The 14,203-nt window shown below is 65.0% G+C and carries 15 protein-coding genes; 10 read left to right on the top strand and 5 right to left on the bottom strand.

Going from position 1 to position 14,203, the window contains the following annotated elements:
- The first annotated feature begins 23 nt into the window (after positions 1-23).
- The 7 genes from TZ00_RS00925 to TZ00_RS00890 all read left to right on the top strand — a co-directional run bounded on the left by TZ00_RS00925 (position 24) and on the right by TZ00_RS00890 (position 7,749).
- Entirely contained in the window at positions 24-491 is a 468-nt protein-coding gene (locus tag TZ00_RS00925; protein WP_052521176.1) for a VanZ family protein, read from the top strand.
- 4 nt (positions 492-495) lie between these two features.
- A complete protein-coding gene (locus tag TZ00_RS00920) occupies positions 496-927 on the top strand; it encodes a hypothetical protein (protein ID WP_044438582.1) in 432 nt (143 codons plus the stop codon).
- 521 nt (positions 928-1,448) lie between these two features.
- Complete coding sequence (locus tag TZ00_RS00910) at positions 1,449-2,087, top strand: hypothetical protein (protein ID WP_044438578.1); 639 nt, start codon at positions 1,449-1,451, stop codon at positions 2,085-2,087.
- A 362-nt stretch (positions 2,088-2,449) separates the two neighbouring features.
- Entirely contained in the window at positions 2,450-4,723 is a 2,274-nt protein-coding gene (locus tag TZ00_RS00905) for a polyribonucleotide nucleotidyltransferase (RefSeq protein ID WP_044438576.1), read from the top strand.
- Between the two features lie 80 nt (positions 4,724-4,803).
- Entirely contained in the window at positions 4,804-5,736 is a 933-nt protein-coding gene (locus TZ00_RS00900) for an aldo/keto reductase (protein ID WP_044438574.1), read from the top strand.
- A gap of 16 nt (positions 5,737-5,752) precedes the next feature.
- Positions 5,753-7,150, top strand: a complete 1,398-nt coding sequence (locus TZ00_RS00895; RefSeq protein ID WP_044438573.1) for a M16 family metallopeptidase — start codon at positions 5,753-5,755, stop codon at positions 7,148-7,150.
- On the top strand, positions 7,147-7,749 hold the full coding sequence (locus TZ00_RS00890) for a histidine phosphatase family protein (RefSeq protein ID WP_044438572.1): 603 nt from the start codon (positions 7,147-7,149) through the stop codon (positions 7,747-7,749). The genes TZ00_RS00895 and TZ00_RS00890 overlap by 4 nt, the downstream gene beginning before the upstream one ends.
- A gap of 16 nt (positions 7,750-7,765) precedes the next feature.
- Here TZ00_RS00890 and TZ00_RS00885 read toward each other — a convergent pair whose 3' ends face one another.
- Positions 7,766-8,245, bottom strand: a complete 480-nt coding sequence (locus TZ00_RS00885) for a GNAT family N-acetyltransferase (RefSeq protein ID WP_044438570.1) — start codon at positions 8,243-8,245, stop codon at positions 7,766-7,768.
- Positions 8,246-8,289: 44 nt separating this feature from the next.
- Here TZ00_RS00885 and TZ00_RS00880 point away from each other — a divergent pair, with 44 nt between their 5' ends.
- Entirely contained in the window at positions 8,290-9,039 is a 750-nt protein-coding gene (locus TZ00_RS00880; RefSeq protein ID WP_044438568.1) for a 4-hydroxy-tetrahydrodipicolinate reductase, read from the top strand.
- A gap of 61 nt (positions 9,040-9,100) precedes the next feature.
- Positions 9,101-9,517, top strand: coding sequence for a tetratricopeptide repeat protein (locus TZ00_RS00875; RefSeq protein ID WP_044439227.1), 417 nt, complete (start codon positions 9,101-9,103; stop codon positions 9,515-9,517).
- Between the two features lie 6 nt (positions 9,518-9,523).
- Here the strand turns inward: TZ00_RS00875 and TZ00_RS00870 are convergent, their stop codons facing one another.
- From TZ00_RS00870 to TZ00_RS00860, 3 genes are read right to left on the bottom strand one after another with little or no spacing between them, the layout of a single operon-like run.
- On the bottom strand, positions 9,524-10,444 hold the full coding sequence (locus tag TZ00_RS00870) for a TIGR01777 family oxidoreductase (protein WP_044438566.1): 921 nt from the start codon (positions 10,442-10,444) through the stop codon (positions 9,524-9,526).
- Between the two features lie 47 nt (positions 10,445-10,491).
- On the bottom strand, positions 10,492-11,007 hold the full coding sequence (locus tag TZ00_RS00865) for a DUF4395 domain-containing protein (RefSeq protein WP_044438564.1): 516 nt from the start codon (positions 11,005-11,007) through the stop codon (positions 10,492-10,494).
- On the bottom strand, positions 10,985-11,455 hold the full coding sequence (locus TZ00_RS00860) for a thioredoxin family protein (RefSeq protein ID WP_044438562.1): 471 nt from the start codon (positions 11,453-11,455) through the stop codon (positions 10,985-10,987). The genes TZ00_RS00865 and TZ00_RS00860 overlap by 23 nt, the downstream gene beginning before the upstream one ends.
- Positions 11,456-11,651: 196 nt before the next feature.
- Here TZ00_RS00860 and leuA point away from each other — a divergent pair, with 196 nt between their 5' ends.
- On the top strand, positions 11,652-13,418 hold the full coding sequence (gene leuA / locus TZ00_RS00855; protein WP_044438560.1) for a 2-isopropylmalate synthase: 1,767 nt from the start codon (positions 11,652-11,654) through the stop codon (positions 13,416-13,418).
- A 19-nt stretch (positions 13,419-13,437) separates the two neighbouring features.
- Here leuA and TZ00_RS00850 read toward each other — a convergent pair whose 3' ends face one another.
- Positions 13,438-14,154: a trimeric intracellular cation channel family protein gene (locus TZ00_RS00850; protein ID WP_044438557.1), complete on the bottom strand. Its 717-nt coding sequence runs from the start codon at positions 14,152-14,154 to the stop codon at positions 13,438-13,440.
- Between the last annotated feature and the right edge of the window lie 49 nt (positions 14,155-14,203).

Below are 14,203 nucleotides of genomic sequence, written 5' to 3'. Positions count from 1 at the left end.
GACTTGTAAGGCAGGATCGACCCATGTTCCGACGCCACCCCGTGCTCTCTGTTCTCACGGTGCTCTATCTCGGCGGGGTCGCGTGGGTCACGCTCGGACCGGAGCCCTACGACGCGGACACGAGCAGTGTCCTCTGGCGTTTCCTCGACTTTTTCGGGCGCTACGAGGCAACCGACTGGATCACTTTCGACAGGGTCGAGTTCATTGCGAACATAGCGATGTTCGTTCCCCTGGGCATCTTCTTCGTGCTGCTTCTCGGCCGTCGACGCTGGTGGCTCGCGATCCTGCTCTGCGGTGCGATCTCCTGTGCCATCGAGATCTGGCAGGGTGCCCTTCTTCCGACGCGCGTCGCGGATATCGCCGACGTGGTGGCGAACACGTCGGGCGGCACGGTGGGTGTGCTTCTCGGTGTTGTGCTGATGTCGATCTCGCTGGCGCGGCGGGGTCGTCGGCGACGTGTTCGCGCTCGGGCCGCGCAGGCGCTTGGATAGACGCATGAGATTCTTTTCGTTCGGCCGCGTAAACAACCCAGAACTCGCGAAGACCGACCAGGGTTCGGGATCGCTGGATGACTATCTCTACGACCTCATGCCGCGCAACCAGAGAGTGCGCATCCAGCTCGCCGATAGCGACCCCTGCCAAGACGCTCTGCGCACCGTGATCGAGCAGGGTGTGACAGAGACCGAGGCTTTCATCACGCGCCGGAGCGCGGCCGACGAACGAACGGATGCGCCGACACCGGTGCGCCTGTTCGTGAACCAGCGACCCACCCCCGTCGTCGGCTTCGTTCCTCGGGGCCTCGAGGCCCCCGTCGAAGCGGCCCTCGGGCGGCTGGTCGACTCAGGCAAGTCCACCCGTATCCAGGCGACGGTCCGCGAGACGAAGAATGGCCTCCGGGTCGAACTGGCCATCGGTCTGACTCGCTGATTCCGATCGAGGATCTCGATCTTCCCTCTCGAACGGGAGGAGAGTTGAATGGCGCTATGGTCATCGGCGATCGCAGAGGCTCGGACGTTCCTGACAGGCACGATGCCGGCTCGGGATCCCTTGCCGACTACACCTATGGATTGTTCCCGCGTTTCACCAACGTCGTCGTGAGGGTCGCGGGCAGTATGCCCTTCCAGAGCGAACTCGTCGAGCTGCGCTCGTCGCCGATACCGCCGACGGAGGCATTCGTCGAACGGCGACCTCCGGCGGAGGATCGAGTCGATGCGCCTATGCCGGTTCGTCTCTGGGCGGGTTCGGAGCTGAGTGGCGTCGTGGGTTTTGTTCCCCGTGGTCTCGAAGCGCCGCTTGATGCCTGTCTTGGACGACTGTCAGACAGGGGCAAAGGTCCTCGAATACCGTGCTCGATCGCTTCCACCCGACATGGTCTCCGCATCGACCTCCACATGGGCCGTGCATACTGACCGGTCGGCTCGGTGCTGCGGACATGCTTGGATTGAACAATGCCTGCATCTCGCCGAAAGCTCTCCGTCTTCGCGTGGGAGCCGTTCCTCCTCGGCATCGTGCTTCTCGCGGCGTTGGCCGCTTCGATGACGGTGCGGCTTCCGGTGGCGGGCACGATTGTGGGAGTCGTCGCCGTCATCGTGGCCCTGCCGGCCATCGTTCAGCTCGTGCGCCTCGGGATCAGCCGCGGGGGAGACCGCAACACGCCGTCCGGGCTCGCGAGGCTCGACGGCTTCGCGCTGCACGACGTGCCCGTCGAAGGGGTGGTTACGCTCGACGAAACCAATCGGCGCCAGGATTCCATCGACCTCGCCCTCGGTTGGACCGACCCCGCACTCGTGGTCGTGCTGTGGCCTGGCGCAACTCGCTGGCTTGGTCGCGAGCTCCGTGTAGAGGCGTACTTCGTCGGGGGGCCGAAGCCGGCCCGCGCAGGATTCCTGCCTCGCGGCACCGGCGCATCCATCGGTGAGGCCCTTGAGGCGCTGCGCGACGAGGGTGTGCTCGTCACCGTGTCGGCGCGAGTTTTCGGTGCCGGCAAGCTGCCCGATCCGTCGAGGCCGTTCACGCGTCTGGCCCGTCCCCTCACGGTGGAGGTCGGACGACCCGCCGACGGCGCAATCGGTGCTATCCGGCCGTAAAGAGTGCGCGCCTGCTAAGATCGGCCTGTTGCCCCTCGTGGGCAACGAGAACAAATAAATACACGAGCATCAAATGCGGAGCAGGCCGGCAGGACGCTGGTCACCGGTGGTGGGTTTCGGAACGTGCGAGAAGCGGTCCGAGGTTTTCTACTGTTGGCCAGACATGCGCCCCATGCTCTGATGGTTCTGACGAATCCCTTGGATTCGACAAGGCGCGTACGTGCACGGGTCTCGCAATCGGCGAGCACCCGCATGTCGCTCTGTCACCCCACTCCGCTGTACGCATCGCGAGAGCCCACACGGGGCCGCGAATTCTCCTCGCCTGCATGGCGGGAGACAACACATAAGGAGAAAACCCCCATATGGAGGGTCCAGAAATCAAATTCGCCGAAGCCGTTCTCGACAACGGCAAGTTCGGCACCCGCACGGTCCGCTTCGAAGCGGGACGTCTGGCTCAGCAGGCACAGGGCGCGGTCGCGGCCTACCTCGACGAGGAAACCATGCTGCTGAGTGCCACCAGCATCGGAAAGCACCCGAAGGACAACTTCGACTTCTTCCCGCTCACCATCGATGTCGAAGAGCGCAGCTACGCCGCCGGAAAGATCCCCGGATCGTTCTTCCGCCGCGAGGGACGCCCCTCGACCGAGGCCATCCTGGTCTGCCGCCTGATCGACCGCCCTCTGCGTCCGTCGTTCGTGAACGGCCTCCGCAACGAGGTCCAGGTCGTCATCACGGTGCTCAGCATCGCGCCCGACGAGTTCTACGACACCCTGGCGATCAACGCGGCCTCCGCGTCGAGCCAGATCTCGGGCATCCCGTTCTCGGGTCCCATCGCCGGTGTGCGCCTCGCGCTGATCGGTGACCAGTGGGTCGTCTTCCCCAAGTACTCCCAGCTCGAAGAGGCCGTCTTCGACCTCACCGTCGCCGGCCGCGTCGTCACCGATGCCCAGGGCAACGAAGACGTCGCGATCATGATGGTCGAGGCCGAGGCCACCGAGAACAGCTGGAACCTGATTCAGGCCGGCGCCACGAAGCCGAATGAGGAGATCGTCGCTCAGGGCCTCGAGGCCGCCAAGCCGTTCCTCAAGCAGCTCGTCGAGGCTCAGGCTTCGCTCGCCTCGCAGGTGAACAAGGCAGTCCGTGAATACCCCGTCTTCCCCGCCTACAGCCAGGCCGGATACGACGCCGTCGCAGAACTCGCGTACGACGAGCTCGTCTCGATCTACCAGATCGCAGACAAGACCGAGCGTCAAGATGCAGACGACGCGCTGAAAGAGCGCGTCAAGCTGGCCATCAACGAGAAGGTGACCGCGGGCGAGCTGTCCGGCGACATCCCGCCGATGGTCTCGGCAGCCTACAAGTCGGTCACGAAGACGGTCGTCCGCGGCCGCATCCTCACCGAGGGCATCCGCATCGACGGTCGCGGCCTCGCCGACATCCGTCCGCTCGACGCCGAGGTGCAGGTCATCCCGCGCGTGCACGGCTCCGCCATCTTCCAGCGCGGCGAGACCCAGATCTTGGGTGTCACCACGCTGAACATGCTCAAGATGGAGCAGCAGATCGACTCGCTGAGCCCGATCAAGAAGAAGCGCTATCTGCACCACTACAACTTCCCGCCCTACTCCACCGGAGAGACGGGTCGTGTCGGTTCGCCGAAGCGTCGCGAGATCGGCCACGGCTTCCTCGCCGAGCGCGCCATCGCGCCGGTGCTGCCGAGCCGCGACGAGTTCCCCTACGCAATCCGCCAGGTGTCCGAGGCTCTCGGCTCCAACGGATCCACGTCGATGGGTTCCGTCTGCGCCTCCACCCTGTCGCTGCTGAACGCCGGTGTGCCGCTGCGCGCACCCGTTGCCGGCATCGCCATGGGTCTCGTCTCCGACACCATCGACGGTGAGACCCGCTACGCGGCGCTCACCGACATCCTCGGTGCAGAAGACGCTCTCGGCGACATGGACTTCAAGGTTGCTGGAACGAGCGATTTCATCACCGCGATCCAGCTCGACACGAAGCTCGACGGACTGCCCACGAGCGTGCTCGACGGCGCCCTGAAGCAGGCCAAGGCCGCGCGTACCGCGATCCTGAACGTCATCAACTCCGCGATCGACGCTCCCGACGAGATGGCACCGACCGCGCCCCGCGTGATCAGCGTGCAGATCCCCGTCGACAAGATCGGTGAGCTGATCGGCCCGAAGGGCAAGACGATCAACGCCATTCAAGACGAGACCGGCGCCGACATCTCGATCGAGGAAGACGGCACCGTGTACATCGGCGCTGTCGACGGTCCGTCTGCCGAAGCCGCTCGCGCTCAGGTCAACGCGATCGCCAACCCGACCAACCCCGAGGTCGGCGAGCAGTTCCTCGGAACCGTCGTGAAGATCGCGACGTTCGGCGCGTTCGTGTCGCTGCTCCCCGGCAAGGACGGCCTGCTGCACATCTCTGAGGTGCGCAAGCTCGCCGGTGGCAAGCGCGTCGAGAACGTCGAAGACGTGCTCGGCGTCGGCCAGAAGATCCTGGTCGAGATCACCAAGATCGACGACCGTGGAAAGCTGTCGCTCGCCCCGGTCGTGGCCGACGACGCCGACACCGAGGGCTCCGCTGCCGCCAGCGAAGGCCCCGAGGCTCCGGCCGAAGGCTAGTCGCCCTTAATGAAGGCCCGTCCCACTGAAGGTGGGGCGGGCCTTCGTCATTTCTTCCCTCTCGCAACTACACTGCCCTCATGACGCCGAACGACGACGCCAGCAGCAGCGCGGGCTTTCCGCCCGCCCGATTCCGCCTCGCGATCGACGGAAACGTCTTCGGATGGGCCTCTGGCGTCTCTGCCACGGCTGAGGCCCTCGACGCGTTTTATGCCGCAGGGGGCCGGCTCATCTCCACCGCCGATCATTACGCGGGCGGTCGCAGCGAGGTCATGATCGGCAATTGGGTACACAGCAGAAAAGCGCGCTCTCGAGTCATCCTCGCGACGAAGATCGGTCGGCATCCGGATGCGCCCGGCCTGTCCGCGCGGGGCATCATCTCAGCGACTGAGGCATGCCTCGATCGTCTTCAGACCGACCATCTCGATCTGCTCTCGTTCGATGGTGACCATCCCCAAACTCCACTAGAGGAGAGCCTGGAAGCCGCGGGCACCCTGATCGAGAGCGGCAAGATCCGTGCGCTGGCCGCGTCGTCGTATTCAGGAGCCCGCCTCATGCAGGCTCGTCAGATCGCCGATGAGAAAGCTCTGCCTCGCTTCAGGGCAGTCTTCAGTCCATACAGCCTCATGGCACGGCGGCCCGTTGAGAACGACCTCCTGCCCGCCATCAGAGCGCTCAAAATCGGGATCTTCGCCCGGCTGCCGCTGGCAAACGGCTTTCTGACCGGCGAGTACCGCGTGCGAGCAGATGCGCCCGAGTCGATCATGTTCACCGACGCGAGCAAGCACGTCGGTCGTGATGGATTCCGGGTGCTGAAAGCACTGGAGCTGGTGGCGGCCGAGCAGAACGCATCACTCGGCGCGTGTGCTCTCGCGTGGGTGCGTTCGAAACCGAGCGTCATCGCTCCCGTGGTGCGCGCGGCGTCGGCCGAACAGGTCGCCGAGCTCGTCGCATCCGCCGATCTGGTTCTCGAGCCTCACCAGCTCGCGGCCCTCGATCGCGCGTCGGAGTGACATAGGCTGGGGCGCGATGAACAATGCCGTGCCCCTACCCCTGAATCTGTCCGAACTCCACGTCGAAGCCTCCGGCGGATCTCTGGTCCGCCGCACGATCCTTCCGTCGGGGGTGCGCATCCTCACTGAGAAGATGCCCGGGGCGCAGAGCGCCACGGTTGGCTATTGGGTCGCAGTCGGCTCTCGAGACGAGCTCGGCACTGTGCTGGCTACGCCGGCGGCCCCCGCTCTTCCTTCGCGCTACGGCTCGACGCACTTTCTGGAACACCTTCTCTTCAAGGGAACGCCGACGAGGTCGGCCCTCGATATCGCGGTGGCCTTCGATGCTGTCGGCGGCGAACACAACGCAGCGACGAGCAAGGAATACACCTGCTACTACGCCAAGGTCCGAGACAAAGACCTGCCCATGGCGGTCGATGTCATCGCCGACATGTTGACATCGTCGTTGATCGAGCGAGGCGAGTTCGAGACCGAGCGCGGTGTCATTCTCGAAGAACTGGCCGAGGCATCGGACGATCCGTCCGATGTCGCGGGCGAGCGGTTCTTTGAAGCGGTTCTCGGTGACCATCCCCTCGGACGTCCTGTGGGTGGCAGCGCTGAGACGATCCGTGAGGTCACCCGCGATGCCGTCTGGCAGCACTACCTCGAGAACTATCGCCCGCAAGATCTGGTGATCACCGCGGCGGGCGCAGTCGACCACGACGAGCTCGTCGCGCGGGTCACGGCTGCACTGGCAGCTGCGGGTTGGAACCTGGAGCGCGCGGCTGACCCTGTTGCGCGACGAGAATCCGCCGGCGTCGAGATCCACAGGGGAGCGCCCCTGGTCGTGGTGCAGCGTCCCAATGAGCAGGCGAGCCTGATCGTGGGAACCGCCGGATTCACGGCCAACGACGAACGCCGCTCGGCACTCAGCGTGCTCGGATCGGTCTTCGGTGGAGGCATGTCTTCGAGACTCTTTCAAGAGATCCGTGAGAAGCGGGGCCTCGCCTACTCTGTCTACTCGTTCGCTCCTTCGTACTCCGACGCCGGGCTCTTCGGCATGAACGCCGGATGCACGCCGGCGCGGGTGGGCGATGTCGCCGAGTTGATGATCGAACAGCTTCATCTGCTCGCAGACGACGGCATCACCGACGACGAGCTGCGCCGGGCGCACGGCCAGTTGTCGGGCTCGGCCGCCCTGGCCCTCGAAGACTCCGACACCCGGATGTCGCGGCTCGGGCGCGCGGAGATCACGCAGGGCGAGTTCGTCGATCTCGACGAGGCTCTGCGTCGTCTCGACCGCGTTACGCCTCACGATGTGCAGGAGCTCGCCCGTGAGCTCGCCGCCCGCCCGATCTCGATCTCGGCCGTCGGCGCCATCTCGGAGAACGCGTTCGACAGGCTCGGCGTGACTCTGGCGGGGGCTACATCGTGACCCGCACGCTGTATCTGGTTCGACATGGCGAGCAGCAGGATGCCGAATACGGAATGGACGACGGACCGCTGTCGCCGCGCGGTCAGCGCCAGGCGCGACTCGTTGCGGAGCGCCTCGGTGGCGTGCCGTTCACGAACGTCTGGCACTCGCCCCTGCAACGCGCCGAGGACACGGCCACCATCATGGCCGCCCATCTGCCGGCTTTGCAGCCGGAGCCCACCGCGCTACTTTTCGACTGCGTTCCCACGGGCTACTCACCTCAGATGCCGCATTCGTTCCAGCCGTTCTTCAACTCGGTGACGATCGAGCAGGTCGACGCGGGCAGGGCTCAGATGGCCGATGCCGTGGCGGAGTTCCTGTCACCGACGCGCGAGACGACGAACGACCTCCTGATCACGCATAACTTCGTCATCGGATGGCTCGTGAGAGAAGCGATGGGTGCGCCGGATTGGCGCTGGGTGGGTGTGAACCAGGCCAACTGCGGACTCACCATCATCAACGTCAAGGCGGGAAGACTCCCGGAACTCGTCTCGCACAACGACCTGGGTCATCTGCCGGTCGAGCTGCGCACCGGCCTGCCAGAAGCCCAGCCGTACTGATCCAGCGTTCGCATTCCTAGACCGGAACGCTCAGATCCTTCGCGTACCAGACCGTTGCATTCGGATTCTGGTTGTACGCATCCACGGGCAGATACCCGCGCTTGGCATACAGGCGCGCCGCGCCCGTGAGCGTGTGGTGGGTGTCGAGCACCATCACATCTGCTCCGAACTGTCGCGCCCGCGACTCGAGTTCGTCCATCATCGCCGCAGCAAGGCCCCGGCCACGGCTCCTCGGGGCCAACCACAGATGCTTGACCTCGAATCGCCCGCGCCCCGCCTCATCGGGGGTGATTCGTCGAATGCCGCCGCATCCGACGGGCTCGTCGTCGACTGCGACAAGAAACGAGCCATCCGGCGTGACGAAAGCGCTCGGGTCGGGGTACGTGATCGTGTACGCCCCCTGCGCTGGAGGGAATTCGCCGGCCCGCCACGTGAAGTAGTCGGTCAGCAGTCTGTGAGCGTCGGGCGAATCCGTGCGAGCCTCGCGGATATCCATGGGTCAAGGGTAAGCGAGGAGATCGGCCTTGGTAGATTGGTGCCATGACTACGAAGGTCGCCGTCGTCGGCGCGTCCGGCCGCATGGGGCAGCTCTTCTCGCGAATCGTCGAAGAGACGGAGGGCTTCGAGCTCTTCGCACAGATCGGGTCGTCAGGAGACCTGTCCGCGATGATCGGGGCCGACCTCACGGTCGACGTCACGATCCCTGCGGTGTCGCATTCCATCGTGGACTTTGCGCTGTCGAATGACATTCCCGTGCTCGTCGGAACGTCCGGGTGGTCGGCCGATCGCATCAGGGTTCTGGAGCGTCGCCTGGTCGACAGTCCCGAACTCGGCGCGGTGATCATTCCGAACTTCTCTGTCGGTTCAGTGCTCGCGAGCTCGTTCGCGGCGATGGCGGCGCGGTTCTATGACTCGATAGAGATCGTCGAGGCGCACCATGCCACCAAGATCGACTCCCCATCGGGAACATCCGTCAGAACAGCGGAACTCATCGCTGCGTCGCGCGGAGCACTCGGACCGGTTTCGGCTCCCCATACCGATCAGCGAGCCAGAGGGCAGCAGGCGGCGAGCGTTCCCATCCACAGTTTGCGCCTGCAGGGCGTCGTCGCCAAGCAGGACGTGATTCTCGGCGGAGTCGGTGAGGTGCTCACCATCAGCCACGACACTCTGGCGCCCAGCGCATACGAGGCGGGCATCGCGATCGCCCTGCGGGCCGCAACGCAGGCAAGGGGCGTCATCGTCGGACTCGACAAGCTCATCGACCTCAACGCGGGCTCGGGCGAGCGATGAGCCGCCCCGACCGCCTCAGCGCGCGAGTGACGCAGTGAAAGGCCGCATCGCTGCATGGTCGATGGCCGTGCTCCTGGCGCTCTACCTGATTCTCGTCGTCGATCGATCCGTGCGTCTTGTAGCAACGGGGGAGCCGATCGCCATCGGACTGGGAGTCGCACTCGTCGTTCTGCCGCTGATCGCCGCCTGGGCGCTGATGCGAGAGCTGCTCTTCGGCATCCGCACCGAACGTCTGGTCAAACACCTCGAGGCGGAGCATGCTCTTCCCGAAGACGACCTTCCCAAGAGGCCCAGCGGTCGGCCCGACAGGGCGTCGGCCGATGCCGAGTTCGATCAATATCGGGCCGACGTCGATGCCGCTCCCGAAAGTTGGCGCGCCTGGTTCAGACTCGGCCTCGCTTACGACGCCAGCGGCGATCGTCGCCGTGCGCGCGCAGCGCTGCGCCGTGCGATCGCCCTGAACAGGCAGACCGCTTAGCGGCTGTCAGCGAGCCGCGCTGTGAGGCGCAGACAGGGCAGCGCTGAGAGCGTCATCGACGTTCTCGTCGCGGAACGCGAAACCGTCGGCGACAAGCAGCTGCGACGACACATTCTGGTCTGACAGCAGCAGCTCCTTGCCGGCGTCGGCCAGAGCCGCCTTGATAGCCCAGCTCGGAGCAGGCAGCCAGAACGGTCTGTTGAGTGAGCGGGCGAGAGTCTCGGAGAGTTCTGTCGCCGTCACCGGACGAGGGGCGGCGAGATTCACGGGCCCTGTCAGCGACGAGCGGAGTGCAAGGTGAGCGATCGCGGCCGCCTCGTCGTGGAGGCTGATCCACGGCCAGATCTGCGTGCCGGAGCCGAGTGGGCCGGCCACTCCCAGGCGAGCCAGAATCTCCAGCGGCTTCAGCGCTCCGCCATTGCCGAGAACAAGGCCTGTTCTGGCCATCACCACGCGTGTGGTCGGCGAAGCCTTGGCGGCCGCGCGTTCCCATGCCTCCACGACCTTGGGGAGAAAGCCATCGCCCTGAGCTGACGTTTCGGTCAGTATCTCGCCCGGTCGATCTCCGTAGAATCCCACGGCCGAGCCGTTCACCAGTGTGTGAGGTGGAGAGGACGACTTGGCGATGGCCGCCGTGATGGTGCTTGTCGCCTGGACTCGAGACGACAGGATCTGCTTCTTGTACGGCAGCGTCCACGGCAGGCGGGATATGGATGCCCCCGACAGGTTCACGATGACATCGGCAGCGTCGACCGTGGCGATGTTCAACCACGACACCTCTGGATCCCATTGGCGTTCTTTCGGGTGGTGCGTGGGACGACGAACGAGCCGGATCACGAGATGCCCGGCATCCTCGAGTTGCCGGGTCAGTTCGGTGCCGATCATGCCGGATGCGCCGGCGATGACGATGGTCTGCTGTTCAGGCATTCGGCCTCCCCTTTGTTCCAGCGTAACCGTCGTCGCTCCGATCGGACTCAGGTCAGGACGCGGCTTCTCACAAGGAGAAGATAGAGCTGGCAGCCGATGCAGAGGCCGAAGACCGAGTTGAGGAATGCCGCGACGAAGGCGAGCGCGGCACCGGTGACAAGCGCGAAGGGCACGCCCGCGAGCGCGAGAACGAGACCAAGGCCGGTGACAATCAGTCCGATGAGTTGTGCGAAGCGAGGTGGACGCGGGTCTTCGCGTTCCGCGGGCGGCGCGAGTCGTGGACGGATCACTCGACCGAAGAGCACGCCATAAGGATGTCGGGCTACGCCAGCGGCCGCGCCCCAGGAGAAGAGCACGACGATTCCGGTCAGCAGCAGGAACGCCGGTTGGGTGGCGCGCTCCCAGGGCTCGACGGGTGGCCGGGATGCCCCTGGCATGGCCAGGAGGATGACGAACAGAAGCAGCGTGGCCGTGATCGCCGCGCCGAAGCGCGGCCCACGCGGGTCGATTCCGTCTTTTGGCACCTGGGGTGACAGGGATTCATCGGCTGACTGCACGGTCATGGTTCTCCTTCTGGATGCGCTCGAGCAGGTCGACGAGTTCCGGTCGGCGGGGCGGCCCGCCGATGCGAGCGCGAACCCGTCCTTCTCCGTCGAGGACGAGGGTGGTCGGTGTCTGGAGCACGCGGTACTTGGTCGCCAGATCCGGCCGGTGGGTGAGGTCGATGTCGATGTGACGGATCGCCGAGTGGGGTTCGTCGTTCGCCAGGCCAGAGAGGAGGCGGCGGGTCGCCGGGCATTGCCCGCAGAACTCCGTGGAGAACTGAACCAGCGTCACGTCGGTTCCCAACAGGGCGGGCGATGCGGAATCCACCGTGAGGTCGCCCGCGGATACGCGGTGCACCGCACGGTCGGAGACCACCCGCCCCTGACGGCGTCGCCAGAGGAGGCCTCCGATCGACGTCACGAGAACCAGAGCTCCCACGGCCGCCCAGGTCCAGACAACATCCATATCGCGACGCTAGACGGCAGACGGTGCAAAGAACCCACTGTGACGCATCGTTACGTCGAGGAATCGGTGCTACCGTTGCAAGATGCTGTTCGGTCTGCTCCTTCTTAGCTGCCGCGACGAGTCCTAGTCTCAGGCCTTCCTCGTCGCGGAGTTCGCCATTGGCTGACCATCTGAAGAGCAGTAGAGGAACAAGACCGTGAAGAACAATCAAACAGCGTCGGCGATGCCGATCCACAAGTACCGCCCGTTCCACGAGCAGATCGCCGTCGATCTGCCCGATCGAACCTGGCCGTCGAAGCGCATCACCGAGGCACCGCGCTGGTGCGCAGTCGATCTGCGTGACGGCAATCAGGCGCTCATCGATCCGATGAGTCCCGAGCGCAAACGCGTGATGTTCGATCTCCTGGTGCGCATGGGCTACAAGGAGATCGAGGTCGGTTTTCCAAGCGCGAGCCAGACCGACTTCGATTTCGTACGCAGCCTGATCGACGAAGGCGCCATTCCCGACGATGTCACCATCCAGGTTCTGACTCAGGCGCGCGAGCACCTGATCGCCCGCACCTATGAGTCGATCGCCGGAGCCAAGCAGGCCATCGTGCATCTCTACAACTCCACGTCGATTCTGCAGCGCGACGTCGTCTTCCGCAGCGACAGGCAGGGCATCATCGACATCGCTCTGACCGGCGCGCGCCTGTGCCGTGAGTACGAGAAGACGATCCCCGAGACCGCCGTCTACTACGAGTACTCGCCCGAGAGCTTCACGGGCACCGAGCTCGAATTCGCGCTGGATGTCTGCAACCAGGTCATCGAGATCTTCGAGCCGACCCCAGACCGCAAGGTCATGATCAACCTGCCGGCGACCGTTGAGATGGCTACACCGAACGTCTACGCCGACTCGATCGAATGGATGAGCCGCCGCCTCGCCCACCGCGAGAACATCGTGCTGTCGCTGCACCCTCACAATGACCGCGGCACCGCCATCGCAGCCGCGGAGCTCGGCTACCTGGCCGGTGCTGACCGCATAGAAGGGTGCCTCTTCGGCAACGGGGAGCGCACAGGCAACGTCGATCTGGTCGCACTCGGCATCAACCTGTTCACGCAGGGCATCGATCCACAGATCGATTTCTCCGACCTCGATGAGATCCGCCGTACGGCCGAATACTGCAACCAGCTGAAGGTGCCCGAGCGCAGCCCGTGGGCCGGCGATCTGGTCTATACCGCGTTCAGCGGTTCACACCAGGATGCGATCAAGAAGGGCTTCGAGGCCATGGCGGTCGACGCGGCCGCGCAGGGCAAAAACGTCGACGAGCTGGTCTGGGCTGTTCCGTATCTGCCGGTCGACCCCAAAGACCTGGGGCGCAGCTACGAGGCGGTCATCCGCGTCAACTCCCAGTCGGGCAAGGGCGGCGTCGCCTACCTGCTGAAGAACGACCACGCTCTTGATCTGCCGCGCAAGCTGCAGATCGAGTTCTCTGGTGTGGTGCAGGCCAAGACGGATGCCGAGGGTGGCGAGGTCACGAGCGAGCAGATCTGGGACATATTCCAAGACGAGTACCTGCCCGCTCCCGCAGAACGGGCCGAGGCGAAGTGGGGCAGATTCGAGCTCGCTCGCACCCGTACGGCCAGCGATATGTCCGGCAGCGTCTCGCTGCAGGTCGAGCTGCGCATAGGCGAGGAGACTATCGATACAGAGGCCTCGGGCAACGGTCCGATTGCCGCGTTCCTCAACGTTCTGAGCGAACAGGGCGTGGAGGTCAAGCTCTACGACTACGTCGAACACGCTCTCAGTGCATCGGGCGATGCGCTGGCCGCCGCGTACGTCGAGCTGCAGGTGAACGGCACGAGGCTGTGGGGTGTGGGCATCGACGCAGACATCTCGACGGCGTCTCTGAAGGCCGTCGTCAGCGCCGTGAACCGCGCCATCCGGGTTTCGGACGCGGATCGCGAGCTCGCCGCGGTCTGATAGCGACCGGCGTCGATCGTCAGCGCTGCCCCGGCTTTGCCACACGGCGAAGCCGGGGCCAGCGTGGACGCAGGGCTGCACGCGAGATTCTCGGCATGCTCCGGATGGCGCGCTGCTCGGGGAGGCTCCAGCCGTAGCGCACGGCCAGCAGGCGCACCACCGTGGTGACGATGACGCAGATCACGGCGGCGACGGTGATATCCATGCCGCCGGCCCAGAACATAACGAGTACCGCTGAGCCTGCTCCGGCGGCCACCGCGTAGAGCGACCCCACGTGCATAAGCGCAATTGGCATCGCGAGCAGCACGTCTCGAACGACGGATCCGCCGACCGCAGAGACGACACCGACGAAGATCGAGGGGATCACGGGCAGGCCCAGTGATAGCGCCTTGGTCGTTCCGATGGCGCCGAAGAGGCCTATCGTCAGCGCATCGAGAATCGTGATCACCGTGTCGAGCCGCTCGAAGAGGCGCACAAGAAGCATGCCGAACAGCGCAGAGAGAACGGCGACGCTCAGGTACCAGTTCGTGTGCAGGGCGACGAGCGGAACCACGAGGAATATGTCGCGAAGGAGACCTCCTCCGAGACCCGTGGCGACGCCGATGATGGCGACTCCGAGCAGATCTAGTCGGCGATCGCGGAACTGCGAGGCGAACATGGCGCCCTGCAGACTGCCGATTCCCACAGCCAGCAGATCCGCCCAGAGGGGGATCGAGAAGGCCACGGCATCAGACACCTTCAAGGTGTACCACGACCGCGCGTGTGCCGGGCATTCACCAGACCGA

It is taken from the genome of Agreia bicolorata, from assembly GCF_000938265.1.
In the GTDB taxonomy this organism is placed as follows: Bacteria; Actinomycetota; Actinomycetes; order Actinomycetales; family Microbacteriaceae; genus Agreia; species Agreia bicolorata.
This window is presented reverse-complemented; position numbering and strand designations above follow the sequence as displayed.

Excerpts from the sequence above, each read along its gene's own strand:
- TZ00_RS00895 (WP_044438573.1), top strand. The coding sequence starts at position 5,753 with ATGAACAATGCCGTGCCCCTACCCCTGAATCTGTCCGAACTCCACGTC.
- TZ00_RS00880 (WP_044438568.1), top strand. The coding sequence starts at position 8,290 with ATGACTACGAAGGTCGCCGTCGTCGGCGCGTCCGGCCGCATGGGGCAG.
- TZ00_RS00865 (WP_044438564.1), bottom strand. The coding sequence starts at position 11,007 with ATGACCGTGCAGTCAGCCGATGAATCCCTGTCACCCCAGGTGCCAAAA.
- TZ00_RS00875 (WP_044439227.1), top strand. The coding sequence starts at position 9,101 with ATGGCCGTGCTCCTGGCGCTCTACCTGATTCTCGTCGTCGATCGATCC.
- TZ00_RS00910 (WP_044438578.1), top strand. The coding sequence starts at position 1,449 with ATGCCTGCATCTCGCCGAAAGCTCTCCGTCTTCGCGTGGGAGCCGTTC.
- TZ00_RS00900 (WP_044438574.1), top strand. The coding sequence starts at position 4,804 with ATGACGCCGAACGACGACGCCAGCAGCAGCGCGGGCTTTCCGCCCGCC.
- TZ00_RS00860 (WP_044438562.1), bottom strand. The coding sequence starts at position 11,455 with ATGGATGTTGTCTGGACCTGGGCGGCCGTGGGAGCTCTGGTTCTCGTG.
- TZ00_RS00870 (WP_044438566.1), bottom strand. The coding sequence starts at position 10,444 with ATGCCTGAACAGCAGACCATCGTCATCGCCGGCGCATCCGGCATGATC.
- TZ00_RS00905 (WP_044438576.1), top strand. The coding sequence starts at position 2,450 with ATGGAGGGTCCAGAAATCAAATTCGCCGAAGCCGTTCTCGACAACGGC.
- TZ00_RS00925 (WP_052521176.1), top strand. The coding sequence starts at position 24 with ATGTTCCGACGCCACCCCGTGCTCTCTGTTCTCACGGTGCTCTATCTC.
- TZ00_RS00885 (WP_044438570.1), bottom strand. The coding sequence starts at position 8,245 with ATGGATATCCGCGAGGCTCGCACGGATTCGCCCGACGCTCACAGACTG.
- TZ00_RS00920 (WP_044438582.1), top strand. The coding sequence starts at position 496 with ATGAGATTCTTTTCGTTCGGCCGCGTAAACAACCCAGAACTCGCGAAG.